At 73.5% G+C, this 14,547-nt stretch carries 11 protein-coding genes; 8 read left to right on the top strand and 3 right to left on the bottom strand.

All coding sequences use genetic code 11. The features are described from left to right. Nucleotides 1–22: 22 nt before the first annotated feature. The 3 genes from HDA43_RS21870 (at nt 23) to HDA43_RS21860 (ending at nt 4,913) form a co-directional block, all read left to right on the top strand. Nucleotides 23–1,564, top strand: coding sequence for an alkaline phosphatase D family protein (locus HDA43_RS21870; RefSeq protein WP_179824672.1), 1,542 nt, complete (start codon nt 23–25; stop codon nt 1,562–1,564). A gap of 13 nt (nt 1,565–1,577) precedes the next feature. After that, nucleotides 1,578–3,143: an NEW3 domain-containing protein gene (locus HDA43_RS21865; protein WP_179824671.1), complete on the top strand. Its 1,566-nt coding sequence runs from the start codon at nt 1,578–1,580 to the stop codon at nt 3,141–3,143. A gap of 159 nt (nt 3,144–3,302) precedes the next feature. Next, a complete protein-coding gene (locus HDA43_RS21860; RefSeq protein ID WP_179824669.1) occupies nt 3,303–4,913 on the top strand; it encodes a beta-N-acetylhexosaminidase in 1,611 nt (536 codons plus the stop codon). Nucleotides 4,914–4,928: 15 nt separating this feature from the next. Here HDA43_RS21860 and HDA43_RS21855 read toward each other — a convergent pair whose 3' ends face one another. Further along, a complete protein-coding gene (locus HDA43_RS21855) occupies nt 4,929–5,486 on the bottom strand; it encodes a dihydrofolate reductase family protein (protein WP_179824667.1) in 558 nt (185 codons plus the stop codon). A gap of 268 nt (nt 5,487–5,754) precedes the next feature. On the opposite strand from HDA43_RS21855, the gene HDA43_RS21850 reads away from it, so the two are divergent. The 3 genes from HDA43_RS21850 (at nt 5,755) to HDA43_RS21840 (ending at nt 8,895) form a co-directional block, all read left to right on the top strand. Beyond that, nucleotides 5,755–7,218: a cytochrome ubiquinol oxidase subunit I gene (locus HDA43_RS21850; protein ID WP_312873486.1), complete on the top strand. Its 1,464-nt coding sequence runs from the start codon at nt 5,755–5,757 to the stop codon at nt 7,216–7,218. Between the two features lie 4 nt (nt 7,219–7,222). Further along, nucleotides 7,223–8,236, top strand: coding sequence for a cytochrome d ubiquinol oxidase subunit II (locus tag HDA43_RS21845; protein WP_312873485.1), 1,014 nt, complete (start codon nt 7,223–7,225; stop codon nt 8,234–8,236). Nucleotides 8,237–8,445: 209 nt separating this feature from the next. After that, nucleotides 8,446–8,895 carry a DUF6098 family protein gene (locus HDA43_RS21840; protein ID WP_179824665.1) on the top strand — a complete coding sequence of 150 codons (450 nt, stop codon included), beginning with the start codon at nt 8,446–8,448 and terminating at the stop codon, nt 8,893–8,895. Between the two features lie 125 nt (nt 8,896–9,020). Here HDA43_RS21840 and HDA43_RS21835 read toward each other — a convergent pair whose 3' ends face one another. Next, nucleotides 9,021–9,386: a hypothetical protein gene (locus HDA43_RS21835; RefSeq protein ID WP_179824655.1), complete on the bottom strand. Its 366-nt coding sequence runs from the start codon at nt 9,384–9,386 to the stop codon at nt 9,021–9,023. Nucleotides 9,387–9,882: 496 nt separating this feature from the next. Between HDA43_RS21835 and HDA43_RS36470 the strand changes: the two genes are divergently transcribed. Then, nucleotides 9,883–12,759, top strand: coding sequence for a glycosyl hydrolase (locus HDA43_RS36470; protein ID WP_312873484.1), 2,877 nt, complete (start codon nt 9,883–9,885; stop codon nt 12,757–12,759). A gap of 370 nt (nt 12,760–13,129) precedes the next feature. Continuing rightward, nucleotides 13,130–13,498 carry an STAS domain-containing protein gene (locus HDA43_RS21825; protein WP_179824651.1) on the top strand — a complete coding sequence of 123 codons (369 nt, stop codon included), beginning with the start codon at nt 13,130–13,132 and terminating at the stop codon, nt 13,496–13,498. A 48-nt stretch (nt 13,499–13,546) separates the two neighbouring features. On the opposite strand, the gene HDA43_RS21820 is transcribed toward HDA43_RS21825, so the two are convergent. After that, nucleotides 13,547–14,536, bottom strand: a complete 990-nt coding sequence (locus HDA43_RS21820) for an SCO6745 family protein (RefSeq protein WP_312873483.1) — start codon at nt 14,534–14,536, stop codon at nt 13,547–13,549. Nucleotides 14,537–14,547 lie beyond the last annotated feature (11 nt).

Genomic DNA, 14,547 nt, shown 5'->3' with positions numbered 1-14,547 from the left:
CCCCCTGAGGAGCGGTTCCCCCATGATCAACCGGCGTACTCTCCTGGCCGGCGGCGCGGGTCTCGGACTCGCCGCGGCGCTCGGCTCACCCGCGCGCGCGGCGGCCCGCCGTACCCCGCTGACCGACGCCTTCCAGCTCGGCGTGGCCTCCGGCGAGCCCGACGCCCAGGGCGTCGTGCTCTGGACCCGCCTGGCGACCGACCCGCTCGCCCCCGACGGCCTCGGCGGCATGCCGAACCGGCCGGTTCCCGTCCAGTGGCAGCTCGCCACCGACGAGAGGTTCACCAAGATCGTCCGGCGTGGCGCCGAGACGGCCCGGCCCGAGGAGGCGCACAGCGTCCACGTCGAGCTGGACGGCCTCGACCCCGGCGCCGAGTACTTCTACCGGTTCCGTGTCGAGGGCGAGATCTCCCCGGCCGGGCGGACCCGCACCGCGCCGGAGCCCGGCACCCGCGGCCGCGACCTGAACCTGTCGTTCACCTCCTGCGCCGACTACCAGACCGGCTGGTTCACCGCCTACCGCCGGATGGCCGAGGACGAGCCCGACCTGATCGCCTTCCTCGGCGACTACATCTACGAGTACGGCGACTACAAGTACCCCGTGCGCGACCAGGCCGGCGGCGAGTGCCTCGACCTGGCGGGGTACCGCCTCCGGCACGCCCAGCACAAGGCCGACCCCGAGCTGCAGCTCGCCCACGCCGTCGCGCCCTGGGTGGTGGTCTGGGACGACCACGACATCGAGAACGGCTGGGCCGGTGACGTGCCCGAGCAGCCCGACCCGCCGTTCCTGCCCCGCCGGGCCGCCGCGTTCCAGGCGTACTACGAGAACATGCCGCTGCGGCGCGCGCAGCGGCCCGACGGGCCGTCGCTGAGGCTGTACCGGACGCTGCGCTGGGGCTCGGTGGCGAACCTGCACCTGCTCGACACCCGCCAGTACCGCGACCTGTACGCCTGCACCGGTAGGAGCGGCACGGTCGGCGAGGACTGCGCCGAGCGCCTCGACCCGAACCGCACCATCCTGGGCGACGAGCAGGAGGCGTGGCTGACCGGCGAGCTGCGCGAGTCGCGGGCCACCTGGGACCTGATCGGCCAGCAGGTGTTCATGATGGAGATGGACTGGACGAACGGCCCCGCCAAGGGCTACTCCAACGAGGGCTGGGACGGCTACGTCGCCAGCCGGAACCGGCTGGCCGCCGCCATCGCCGACAACCGGCGCAACGGCGTCGTGCTCACCGGCGACGTCCACTCCCACTGGGCCGGGCAGATCAAGCGCGACCACCGCGACCCGGAGTCGAAGCCGGTCGGCGTCGAGCTGGTCACCACCTCGGTGACCTCCGCCGGCGACGGCCTGGACGAGTACCCCGACACCAAGACCCTGCTCGCCGAGAACCCGCACGTGAAGTTCTTCAACGGCCGCCGGGGCTACGTGCGCACCGTGGTGTCGGAACGGGAGATGAGGGTCGACTTCCGCTCCGTCGGCCGGGTCACCGAACCCTACGCCCGCGCCTACACCTCCGGGTCCTTCGTCATCGAGCCCGGCGACCCGGCCCTCAACCCTGCCTGACGGGAGTCCTTCCATGCGCACACGCACGGCCGCCCTGTCGGCGGCCCTCCTCGGCGCGCTCGCCGTGCCCTCGGCGGCGACGGCCCGCACCTCCGCCGCGCCGCCCGGGATCGACGCCCCGCCCATGGGCTGGAACAGCCGCGCGCTGGGCTGCTCGGTCTCCGAGACCGCGGTACGGTGGGCCGCCGACGCCCTGGCCGACGGCCCCCTCGCCGCCGCCGGCTACCGGTACGTCATCGTGGACGGCTGCTGGACCGCCGCCGGGCGCGACGCCTCCGGCGGCCTGGTGGCCGACCCCGCCCGGTTCCCCTCCGGCATCCGGGCCCTGGCCGACCACATCCACGGCAAGGGCCTGAAGCTGGGCCTCGGCCTGTCGGCCGGGACCAAGGCGTGCGCCGGCGGCGGCGCCGGCGCCTACCGGCACGAGGACGCCGACGGCGCCCTGCTGCGGAGCTGGGGCGTCGACTACCTCAAGTACGACTGGTGCTCGATCCCCGCCGCCGACTTCCCCGGCAAGAACGTCCAGCAGATCGCGCAGATCCTCTACCCGGCGATGCGGCAGGCCCTCGGTGACGGGATCGCGTTCGCCATGAACAACGAGGAGGGCAGCACCGTCCCCTGGCTGTGGGGCCGCCAGGTCGCCACGACCTGGCGGACCAACGTGGTCACGAAACCGCTCACCGACTCCTACGCGCACATGGTGGACGTGTGGGAGACGAACATGCTCCGCCACGAGTACGCCGGGCCCGGCTCCTGGAACGACCCCGACCTGCTGCAGGCCGGGCTCGGCAAGATGACCGAGCGGGAGTACCGCGCCCAGTTCAGCCTGTGGGCGATCGGCGCCTCCCCGCTGATCCTGCAGGCCGACCCGGCCAAGGCGCCCGCCGCGATCGTCGCCAACCCCAAGGTGGTCGCGGTGAACCAGGACCGGCTGGGCGTGCAGAGCCGCTACGCCCGCACCGACGGCTGGTACCACGCGCTGGTCAAGCCGCTGGAGAACGGCGACAGCGCGGTGGTGCTGTTCAACGAGAGCGACCGGGCGGCCACCATCGCGGTCACCGCCGCGAAGCTGAAGCCGCCCCGCGCCCCCCGCCACCGGGTCGAGGACCTGTGGACCGGCGAGGTCGCCGCGACCCGGGGCGACCTCGCGGCGTACGTGCCCGCGCACGGCGCGGTCATGTACCGCGTCGCCACCCGCGACGCGGGCGGCGACCGGGCGGCGCCCCTCGTGACCCTGGAGACCGACCCCGCCGCCACCCTCGGCGAGGACCGCCTCACCACGCTCACCGCGGGCCGGGAGGGCGAGATCGTCACCCGCCTGGTCAACACCGGCGGGACGGAGAAGCTCACCGGCGCCGAGATCGCCCTGACCCTGCCGGACGGCTGGCGGGCCCGGCCGGTGACCCCGGCGGCGTCGCCGGAGAAGCTCGCCGCGGGCGAGGCGTTCACCGTCACCTGGGCCGTCACCCCGCCGGCCGGCGCCGCGGCGGGGCGGTACGAGATCGGCGCGAAGGCGTCCTTCGACGGCCGCGCCGAGGCCACCTCGTCCGCCGCCGTCCTGGTCGCCCAGGCCCCCTGAGACCGGCCGCCGGCGCCCCCTTCCCCGGGGAGTCCCGCCCCCGCGGGGCACCGGCGGCCCACCCGCGCCGGACCCGCGCCGGCGCCGTACGGAGAACCGCGTCGCACCCGCGCGGCCCGCAGGGGGCCGCGCGGGGAGAAGCCCCACCGAAAGGAAGAAATGATCATCCCCAAGCCCGTCCGGTTCGAGACCCGACCGGGCCGTCTCACGCTGGGCCCCGGCACCGTCCTCGCGCCCGACCCGGCGCTGGCCGGGGTGGCCGCCTGGTTGCGGAGCGAGCTCGGCCCGGCCGGAGGCTGGGAGCTGCTCCCGGGCGAGCCCGGTCCCGGGGCGATCGTCCTCGCGGTCGGTGCGATGGACCCGGAGGAGTACACGCTGACCGTCGGCGACGACGGCGTGCGCATCGAGGCCGGCGGGCCGGCCGGCGCGTTCTACGGCGCGCAGACGCTCCGCCAGCTCCTGCCCGCCGAGGCGTTCCGCAGGGCCGCGGACGGCCCGCGGGAGTGGTCGCTGCCGGCCGTGCGGATCGAGGACCGGCCGCGGTTCGCCTGGCGCGGCTGCCTGCTGGACGTCGCCCGGCACTTCATGACCAAGCGGGAGGTGATGCGGTTCGTCGACCTGATGGCGATGCACAAGCTCAACGTCCTGCACCTGCACCTCACCGACGACCAGGGCTGGCGGCTGGAGATCAGGCGCTACCCCCGCCTCACCGAGGTCGGCGCGTGGCGCCGCGAGAGCTCGACCGGCTGGAACGGCCCCGCGGACGGCCGGCCGCACGGCGGCTACTACACCCAGGACGATATCCGGGAGATCGTCGCCTACGCGGCGCGGCGGCACGTCACGATCGTGCCCGAGATCGACATCCCCGGGCACACCCAGGCGGCCATCGCCGCCTATCCCGAGCTGGGCAACCTCGACGTCCCGCTGGAGGTCCGCACCACCTGGGGCGTCGGCCCCAACGTCGTCAACGTCGAGGACGGGACCATCGCGTTCTTCAAGAACGTGCTGGACGAGGTCATGGAGCTGTTCCCGAGCCCGTACGTGTGCATCGGCGGCGACGAGGCCCGCAAGGACCAGTGGCGGGCCAGCCCCGCGGCGCGACGCCGGATCGCCGAGCTGGGCCTGCGCGACGAGGACGACCTGCAGAGCTGGTTCATCCGGCAGTTCGACGACCACCTCACCGCGCGCGGCCGCAGGCTCGTCGGCTGGGACGAGATCCTGGAGGGCGGGCTCGCCCCGGGCGCGGTCGTCGCCTCCTGGCGGGACACCCTGGGGGCGGTGCTGGGGGCACGGGCCGGGCACGACGTCATCACCTGCCCGAACACCTCCGTCTATCTCGACTACCGGCAGGCGCCGGGTGACGACGAGCCGGTGCCGTTCGGCACCGTGCTGACCCTGGAGGACGTCTACTCCTTCGACCCGGTGCCCGCCGAGCTGGACGGCGAGGACGCCGCCCGGCACGTCCTCGGCTCGCAGTGCTGCCTGTGGACCGAACTGATCGACTCGCCCCGGCACGTCGACTACATGGTCTTCCCCCGGATGTGCGCCTTCGCCGAGACGGTGTGGAGCCCGCGCGCCCGGGACTTCGCCGGCTTCCGCGACCGGATGCGCGTCCACGAGGACCGCCTCGCCGCGCTCGGCGTGGAGTACCGGCGCGAGGACGGGCCGCTGCCCTGGCAGCGGCGCCCCGGCGTCCTCGGGCGCCCCGAGGAGCGGGACGCCTGGGCCGCCAGGATCGCCACCCTGACCAGCAACATCCGGCTGACCTGAGCGGCGGGGGAGGGGTCAGGTCGTGGGGGAGGGGTCCTGCGGGGCGTAGGAGAGGACGACGACGCCCGAGCTGAACCTCAGCGTGTCGAGGAGTCTCAGCCGGGCGTCGGTGCCCTCCCGGAACAGGCGCCTGCCCCTGCCCAGGATCCGCGGGTGGACCCAGATCCGGTACTCGTCGAGGAGACCGTGCTCCATCAGCGTGTCGGTGAGCCGGCCGCAGCCGTAGATCAGCATCTGCCGTCCGGGCCGCCGCTTCAGCTCGGCCACCGTCCCGACGACCTCGCCGCCCGGGATGACCGAGGTGTTGTGCCACTCGTCGGCCTTGTCCAGCGTCGAGGACACCACGTACTTGGGCATGCCGTTCATCCGGTCGGCGAACTCCCCGGTCCTGCCGGGCCAGGCCAGTGCGAACCCCTCGTAGGTCACGCGGCCCATCAGGAGCGCGTCGCTCGCGAAGAGCTGGTCGTGGGAGTACGCGGCGGCCTCGTCCGTCCAGTACTTGAGCGACCAGAGGTGCGGGTCGTCGATGAAGCCGTCCAGCGTCGTGTAGACCGACGCGATGACCTTTCTCATGCTGCTCTCCTCCGTCGAAGGGCGTGCCGCGCGGGGCCGTGACACCCGATGAGGTGTGACGACGAGTCATGGAAACACTACGGAAAGTGATGGCAGTCCGGTGGCTCCAACGCGGCTTTCCGCCGTTTGCCGGGAAACGGACGGGGGGAAGGCCGTATGGGTGAGGGGCCCATGGGGCCATGGGGGCCCATGTGACCTGGGGGAACGTCATGGAGGCCGGGGAACGCGCGAGGGCCGGCGGGACCGCCGTCCGGGGGGAAGGGGCGCCGTGTCCGGGCTGTCCGGGCTGTTCGGGTTGACCGGGTTGACCGGGCTCGCCGTACCGATGTCGGCGGCGGCGGCCGGCCCGGCGAGCCCGGCCGACATGTTCGCGGCGCGCATGCAGATGGGCTTCTCGCTGGGCTGGCACATCGTGCTGGCCTGTCTCGGGGTGGGGATGCCCGCGCTGCTGCTGTTCACCGAGTGGCGGGCCCTGCGAACCGGTGACGACGAGTACCTGCGGCTGGTCCACCGCTGGGCCAAGGCGGTGGGCGTGCTGTTCGCCGTCGGGGCGGTCTCCGGGACGATCCTCAGCTTCGAGATGGGCCTGCTGTGGCCGGGCCTGATGGGCGTCTACGGGGAGGTGATCGGGCTTCCCTTCGCACTGGAGGGCAACGCCTTCTTCCTGGAGGCCATCTTCATCGGCGTCTACCTCTACGCCTGGGGCCGGCTGTCGCCCCGGCTCCACCTGCTGACCGGAGTGCCGGTGCTGGTCGCCGGGGTGGCCTCGGCGTTCTTCGTGGTGACCGCCAACGCCTGGATGAACCAGCCGGTCGGGTTCACCCTGGAGGGCGGCCGGATCCGCGACGTCGACCCCTGGCGGGCGATGATGAACCCGGCGACACCGCCGCAGACGCTGCACATGATCATCGCGGCGTTCATGGTGACCGGCTTCACGGTCGCCTCCGTCTACGCCGTGGCGCTGCTCCGCGGGCGGCGCGACCGCTACCACCGCCTCGGCTTCGCCATCCCCTTCGCGCTGGGCGCCGTCTTCGCCCCGATCCAGATCGTGGTGGGCGACTACGCGGCCCGGTTCCTGGCCGAGTACCAGCCCGTCAAGCTCGCCGCGATGGAGGGCGTCTTCCGGACCCGATCGCACGCCCCGCTGAGCCTCGGCGGCGTCGCGGTCAACGAAGAGATGCGCTACGCGGTCGAGATCCCCAGCGGCCTGTCGCTGCTGGTCGGCAACAGCCCGAGCACGGTGGTCCGCGGTCTCGACACGGTCCCGGTGGCCGACCGGCCCCCGGTCACCACGGTCCACCTGGCCTTCGACACGATGGTGGCCGTCGGGTTCTTCCTGCTCCTGCTGTCGGCGTGGTTCGCGGTGGCCTGGTGGCGCCACCGCGACCTGCCGCGTTCCCCGTGGTTCCTGCGCCTGGCCGCGATCTCCGGGGTGGCCGCCGCGGCCGCGGTGGAGTCCGGCTGGATCGTGACCGAGGTCGGCCGCCAGCCCTGGACGGTGTACGGCAGGCTCCGCACCGTCGACGCCGTCAACCCGGTGCCCGGCCTGTGGGCGGGGTTCGTCGTCGTGCTGCTGGTCTACGCGGTCCTCACCGTCGCCACCGTCTACGTGCTGCGGCGCATGGCGCGCGCGTCCAGGACGCCGGAGGCCGCCGGGGAGGAGACGCACGCGCCCCAGGAACCGGAGGAACCCGCCCAGGGGGCGACGCCCGCGACCGGGGACCGGGGGTGACCCGGTGGACCTGGTGCAGGCCATGCTGGTGGTGCTGTGGGTCGGCGTGACGCTGTACGCGCTGCTGGCCGGGGCCGACTTCGGCGGCGGCGTCCTCGACCTGCTGGCCGGGCGCGCCAGGGCGGGCATGCCGCAGCGCCGGCTCATCGAGCACACGATCGGGCCGGTGTGGGAGGCCAACCACGTCTGGCTGATCTTCGTGCTCGTCGTGCTCTGGACCGGCTTCCCGCCTACGTTCGCCGCGGTGATGTCCACCCTCTACATCCCGCTGACGCTCGTGGCGCTCGGCATCATCGCCAGGGGCGCCGCGTTCGCCTTCCGCAAGGCCAGCACCGAGCTGTGGCAGCAGCGCCTGTTCGGCGCGGCCTTCGCGTTCTCCTCGGTCCTGACGCCCTTCTTCCTCGGCACGGTCGCCGGGGGGATCGCCTCCGGGCGCGTCCCGCCGGGGCTGGGGGCCGGGGACATCATGGCGAGCTGGGTGAACCCCACCTCGATGCTGGGCGGGGTCCTCGCGATCGGGGTCTGCGTCTACCTCGCCGCCGTGTACCTGTGCGACGACGCGAGACGGGCCGGGCTGCCGGACCTGGCCGAGGGGTTCCGGCGCCGGGCGCTGGTGACGGGCCTGGCCGTGGGCGCCGTCGCGCTGGTCGGCATCGCCGTGCTGCACTGGGACGCCCCCCGGCTGTTCGACGGGCTCATCCACCGGGCGCTGCCGCTGGTGGCGGGCAGCGCCGTACTCGGCCTGGTCTCCCTGGTCCTGCTGTGGCTGAGGCGCTTCCTGCTCGTCCGGGTCACCGCCGCGCTGGCCGTCACGGCGGTGCTGTGGGGGTGGCCGGTCGCCCAGTACCCGGCGATGCTGCCGCCCGGCCTGACCGTCTACCAGGCCGCCGCCACCCGGTCGGTGCTCGGCGCCACGCTCCTCGTGCTCGCCGTGGGCGCGTTGCTGGTCCTGCCGTCCATGGCGTGGCTGCTGCTGTTGCAGCGGCGCACGCCGTACGACACCGGATCGCATGGCTGACCCGCACGCCGTACGGCACCGGATCGCATGGCTGACCCGTGCGCTGCCGCCGGGGAGGATTCCCGGGTCAGGTGTGAGCTGGGAGAACGTGGGAACCGTGGGAATGTCGCCTGGCGGGAAGCCGGAGGTGGCCCGCGGGTGAGCCCGGCGGGCCCCCGGGGAGGCCGACGGGCCCGATCGGGGAAGCGCGTCGAAGCGAGGTGGAGGCGATGGCGTCGGCACCGGCTGTGATCACCAGCCTGTCGGAACTCGCGACGCTGCTGGACGGTCGGCACGGGCTCTTCATCCGGTGGTCGCGGGACCTGGGCCGTGACGAGACGACCGGCCGCAGCCGCGACGCCCTGACCGGCGCCGAGCTGCCCGGACTGTCCGCCAATCCGCTGGACGTCGAGAGCTGGTGGGGGGATCGCTCGACCAGGCTGTGGGCCGCCCGGCGCCTGTACGACTACTCCCACATCCGCCGCGACCGGGGGCCGGGCGTCAGGGCGTGGATCCTCGCGGGGGAGGAGGTGTCCCGGGGCCCGGACAACGAGCCCCTCATCCGGTGCGGTGAGGTCGTCGCGACCGTGGACGAGTCGGTGATGCGGGAGGCCGCGGAACTCGTCGCGGCCCAGAACAGCCACGCCTGGGGCACGCTGGACCGCAAGCGGTCCCGCTGACGGGGCGGCCGGGCCGCCGCGGGAGACCGGGACAGGCCCCGGCCCCGGATCCGGGCCCGGACCTGGATCCGAAAAGGCTCTGGCCAGACCCGGGGGAGGTCTGGCCAGAGCGGGGGGAAGGCGGATCAGCCGACGTTGGCGCAGACCGCGTAGACGCTGATGCCGACGTCGCCGTAGCGGTTCTGCCGGCCGAGGCCGATCCAGCCGGTGCCGTCGTCGGTCGGGAAGGAACCGACGAGGATCGCGTCCGCGCCCTGCGCCTCGGCGCCGCCGCCGACCGCCCGCTTACCGGCGGGGCACCGGACCACGCGGCGGGAGAAGTTGGGGACGTTGGCGTTGGGGAGCTTGACGATCTGGTAGCCGGTGAAGTCGGCCGCCGAGCTGGTGGGGGCGTCGACGGTGGCGGTGGCGGGGGCGGCCGCCGCCGCTGCCAGGCCCGCGCAGCCGACGACGGTCGCCAGCGTGATGGCCATGAGTTTTCCGTGCCGCATGATTCCTCCTGAAGCAGGGGGTGCCGGAGTGAACACTGAAAGTAAATGAACAATCACTCTGCGTGTCCAGTCATGGTTTTGTGACCGTTCCGCCAGTTGCGGCTCGCGGGCCGGCGCTCTCCGGACAGGCGCGGCCGGGAGGCTCCGCCCGGACCCTCTGACATTCAGTGGAGAGCGCTCTCTAGTCCTCGGGCGCTGATTGGATCCTCCGGTCAGGCTCCCCGTCGGGTTCCCAGAGCCCGAGGACAACCCCTACTGCCAGCGGTTCCATTGAGAAAAGCGGGCGGCGGAAATTCGTCCGACGGCAATCGTGGCGAAGCATTGACGGCGGCCGGACGGCTGGCTACGTTCCGCTGTGAGAGCGCTCTCTCAGCCGCTCCGCTCCAGATCCGATCCCTCCCCTGGAGGCACCCCCATGGATCACCCGAACCACGCCGCGAGGCCGGACACACCACGACCCCCGGGAAGAAGCCCCGCCCGCCGGCGCGGCCTTGCCGTGCTCGCGGCCGTCACGCTACTGGCCGGCGTCTTCGGCGCCGGCGCCGGCCTCGGCGCGGCGCGCCCCGCCGAGGCGGCCGCGGTGGGCGCCGGCGGCTACGCCGACACGCTGCCCGCCGGCCGTTCCCTGCCGACCGGCTGCGCCGACCTCTCCACCAACCCGCGCCGCTGGGTGACCGGCAACGCGCCCAAGGGCGCCGTCCCCACCAACGACTGGTGGTCCTCGCTCCTCTTCAAGCGGAACGACTGCGCCTACAGCGACATCCTGCACGCCCACCCCGCCTCCTACGACACCTTCCCCGACGGCATCGGCCTCTCCTACAACTCCGGGCCGACGTCGATCACCGGCACGGCGACCGGCGTCGGGGAGTACAAGTACGAGTACCGCGAGGACATCCGGGTCGGCGTCACCGGGATGAGCTCCCCCGACGTCAAGGTGGACGGCTGGAGCGACTGGACCGTCACGCCGTACTGGAGCGACGGGGCCCGGACCATGAAGGCGACCATCGGCCACGGCCTGCCGTTCACCTACTTCCAGGTCACCGGCGGTGACGCGCGGATCAGCGGCACCGCGGGCGCCCCCGCGGTCTGGTCGAACGACGGCCCCGTCATCGGGTTCACCGCGGGCGGCAGCGACTACGTCGCCTACGCCCCGGCGGGCTCCACCTGGACCGTCAGCGGGACGACGATCACCTCCTCCCTCGCGGGCAAGGGCTTCTTCTCGGTGGCGGTGCTGCCCGGCGGCCAGGACAGGGCGGCCCTCGCCGCCACCTACGCCAGATACGCGCACGCGCACGTCACCGGGACCCGCGTCTCCTACGCGTACGACCCGTCGAGCGGCAGGGTCACCACGACGTACGGCTTCACCACCGCGGCCAGGCAGGGCACGGAGCGGGGCACCGTCATCGCCCTGTACCCCCACCAGTGGAACCGCCTGACGGGCGCGACCCCCCTCGCCCCCACGTACGCCTCCGCGCGCGGCCCGATGAAGATCATCACCGGGACGGGGTTCACGACGACGATGACCTACACCGGCGTGCTGCCCGAGGTCCCCGCGGTCGCCGACGGCTCGGGCGCCGACCTGGCCACGATCACCGGCCACCTCAACGCCGAGCTGGGCGACCCGATGGCGGCCCGGGGCGACGACACCTACTGGACCGGCAAGGGCCTGGGCCGCGCCGCCCGGATCGCGGAGATCGCCGACCAGCTCGGCCTCACCTCGGTCCGCGACGCGGCGCTGACCGCCGTCCGCACCCGCCTCACCGACTGGTTCACCGCCGCCGCGGGCAAGACCTCCCGCGTCTTCTACTACGACCGCAACTGGGGCACGCTGATCGGCTACCCCGCCTCCTACGGCTCCGACCAGGAGCTCAATGACCACCACTTCCACTACGGCTACTACATCGCCGCCGCGGCGACGCTCGCCAAGTTCCAGCCGGACTGGGCGACGAAGAGCCGGTACGGCGGCATGGTGGACCTGCTGATCCGCGACGCCGACAACTACGACCGCGGCGACGAGCGCTTCCCGTACCTGCGTGACTTCGACATCTACGCCGGCCACGACTGGGCGTCGGGCCACGGGGCGTTCGCCGCGGGCAACAACCAGGAGTCCTCGTCCGAGGGCATGAACTTCGCCAACGCCCTCATCCAGTGGGGCCAGGCCACCGGCGACACCGCCGTCCGCGACGCGGGCGTCTACATGTACACGACCCAGGCCGAGGCGATCAAGGAGTACTGGTTCGACATCCGCGACCGGAACTTCCCCGGGGAGTTCGGTCACGGCGCGGTCGGCATGGTCTGGGGTGACGGCGGCGCCTACGCCACCTGGTTCAGCGCCGAACCGGAGATGATCCAGGGCATCAACATGCTCCCGATCACCGGCGGCCACCTCTACCTCGGCGACGACCCCGGCTACGTGCGCCGCAACTACGCCGAGGTGGTCAGGAACAACGGGGGAGAGCCCACGGTGTGGCAGGACATCCTGTGGGAGTATCTCGCGCTCGGCGACGGCGACGCCGCGCTGGCCAAGCTGCGCGCGGCACCCGGCTACACCCCCGAGGAGGGCGAGAGCCGGGCGCACACCTTCCACTGGATCCGCAACCTGGCGGCGCTCGGCACCGTGGACACCACCGTCGTCGCCGACCACCCGCTGGCCAAGGTGTTCAGCAGGAACGGCGCCCGCACCTACGTGGCGTCCAACATCACCGGCACCGACATGACGGTGACCTTCTCCAACGGCACCCGGCTCACCGTGCCGGCGGGCAGGACGGTCGCCTCGGGCGCCCTGAACTGGAGCGGCGGCGACGCGGACGGCGGCCTCCCCCCGACCGCCACCCCGACGGCGACCCCCACCTCGACGCCGACGGCGACCCCGACCGTGACGCCGACGGTGACCGCCGCCCCCTTCACCGCGACCCGGTACCTCCGGGCGGACGGGACGCTCCCGGGTGCCAAGGGCACGGCGGGCGCCGTCACGATCACCTCGGCCGGCGGCGTCAACCACGACGGCACGCCCACGAACGCGCGGGTCTTCACCGCGACCGGCCTGACCGCCGCCCACAACGGCGGCACGACCGCCTTCGACCTGTTCCTGGACGCCGGGACCACGGTCGGCAACGGCACCCAGCTCAGGATCTCCTACGACCTCACCGGGAACGGGAGCTGGGACCGGGTGGAGACCTACCGCTACTTCGCCACCGACCCGCTGGCCGGGTGGGAGCACTACACCCAGGCGGCCGGTCTGCAGTCGGCGTCCGGAGCGTACGGGAACCTCGCCGGCGGCACGGTGCGGGTCGAGGTCTGGAACGCCATCGGCAACGGCGCCACCACCCTCGGCGCGGGTGACACGTCGCTGGTACGGCTGCCGTTCGGCTGATCCACCGCGACACCGGCCGCCGTCCGGCCGGCCCGCCGCGGCGACGGCGGTGGCGGCGACGGTGATGGCGGCGGCCGGCCGTACCCCCGGGGCGGGGAGGCGGCGCGGTGCGGCCGGGGGGAACGTGAGGCGGGCGAGGCCATGACGGCCCCGGCCGCCTCGTGCGGCGCGGATGGGCGTTCCGCGCGACGGGACCGGCAAGCCGCCGCGGGTCTGCTTCCATTGGGCGGAGGGCGACCCGATCGGCGCGGGCGGGGCCGTTACGCACATGTCTCCTGAGCGTCGCCCGGCCGACCCGGCGCCAGGGGTATACCTTGATCACTGGCCGGCTACCGGCGCGGGTGGCACCTCAGCCGCGTGGAATGAGTGGATGACGATGAGTAGAGAGCTGTTCGTCGACGTCGCCCACCATCATGACGCGGGCTGCGCCGTGGTCACCGTCACCGGCGACATCGACCGGACCTCCAGCCCGCTGCTCAGGGGCGCCGTGGACCGCCTGGTCTCCGGCGGGCAGGCGCGCATCGTCATCGACGTCAAGGGCGTCACCTTCTGCGACTCCACCGGCCTGCGGACCTTCCTGAGCGGGATGAACGCGACCTTCGAGGCGGGCGGCTGGCTGCGGCTGGCAGGGGTGGGCGGCCACCTGGAGCGGTTGTTGCAGATCACCGACCTCCATTCCTTCTTCATCATCGACCCGGACGTCGCCGGTTCCCTGGCGAGCGCGCGGACCCGCGGCTGACGGCCCCGGCCGCAGCCCGGGAAGGGACGCCACACCCGGCGTCACGGATCAGGGTGTCACGGGGCCGCCGGTGAGGCCGTCCACCGGCTCGGGCGGCCACGGCATGCCGACCGGGTTCGGCACCGGGAACACGCCCGACTCCATCACCGCGTTCGCCAGCGGCCACAGAAGCCGGGCGAGCCTGACGGTGGCCTCCTCGCCCAGCGCCCGCCAGGGGCCGGCCGCGGCCTCGTCGGTCAGTCGCTCGATCCGGTCGCGCTCCCGCGCGCCCTCCCCGGTCAGGCGGCCCGCGCCGTCCAGCCATCTTCGCGCGCGCAGGGAGCCGAGCGCCGCGTCCCACTCGGCCTCGTCCCACTTCCGGGCCAGGCGGAGCCCGTCCGCGCCGGTCTCGGCGGCGGCGATCTTGAGCAGGTGGGCCTCGACCGGGGAGACGCCACAGGCGACGAGGACGGCGACGTGCCCGTCACCGCGGTGCTCGCGCAGCGTGGTCGCCGCCTGCCACAGCCGCAGGTAAGGCTCTGCCGGCTCGGGAAGGGCCTGGTTCGCCGCGGCGAGCACCCGCCCGGCGGTGTCGGCGCGGCGGGCCGCCTCCCAGGCGAGCGAACCGGCCTCCTCCAGGACGTCCGGCAGCGGATCCGCCTTTTCCGGGACATCCGCCGGCGGACCCGCCTTCTCCGGGGCGTCCGGCAGCGAACCGGCCCCCTCGGAGGAGCCCGGTGCCGCCGCGTCCGCGAGCAGCCGCCGCAGGGCGGCCCCGGCCCCGCCGAGACGCGCCCGGAGCACGGCCTCCGGGGGCGCGAACCCCCAGGCGTCCGGCAGCGCCCGGGCCACCCTGGCGGGCGGGAAACCGTGGAAGGCGGCGGTGACCACCTCCGGGCCCACCGCGCCGAGCGGAGCCGCCCGGGTCGCGAAGTATCCCATCCAGAACCCGCGCATGCCGGCCGCGTCGGCCGCCGACCGCGCCTCCGGTGCGAAGTAGGTGACGGCGTGCAGGGGTTCCAGCAACTGCCACATCATCCGGGGCGCGTTCGAGCCCACTTCCGGCTCCC

Origin of the sequence: Streptosporangium sandarakinum, from assembly GCF_013409935.1 — a bacterium.
Classification (GTDB): Bacteria; Actinomycetota; Actinomycetes; order Streptosporangiales; family Streptosporangiaceae; genus Streptosporangium; species Streptosporangium nondiastaticum.
This window is presented reverse-complemented; position numbering and strand designations above follow the sequence as displayed.

Coding starts and splice junctions, on each gene's coding strand:
- HDA43_RS21870 (WP_179824672.1), top strand. CDS start 23: ATGATCAACCGGCGTACTCTCCTGGCCGGCGGCGCGGGTCTCGGACTC.
- HDA43_RS21865 (WP_179824671.1), top strand. CDS start 1,578: ATGCGCACACGCACGGCCGCCCTGTCGGCGGCCCTCCTCGGCGCGCTC.
- HDA43_RS21860 (WP_179824669.1), top strand. CDS start 3,303: ATGATCATCCCCAAGCCCGTCCGGTTCGAGACCCGACCGGGCCGTCTC.
- HDA43_RS21855 (WP_179824667.1), bottom strand. CDS start 5,486: ATGAGAAAGGTCATCGCGTCGGTCTACACGACGCTGGACGGCTTCATC.
- HDA43_RS21840 (WP_179824665.1), top strand. CDS start 8,446: ATGGCGTCGGCACCGGCTGTGATCACCAGCCTGTCGGAACTCGCGACG.
- HDA43_RS21835 (WP_179824655.1), bottom strand. CDS start 9,386: ATGCGGCACGGAAAACTCATGGCCATCACGCTGGCGACCGTCGTCGGC.
- HDA43_RS21825 (WP_179824651.1), top strand. CDS start 13,130: ATGACGATGAGTAGAGAGCTGTTCGTCGACGTCGCCCACCATCATGAC.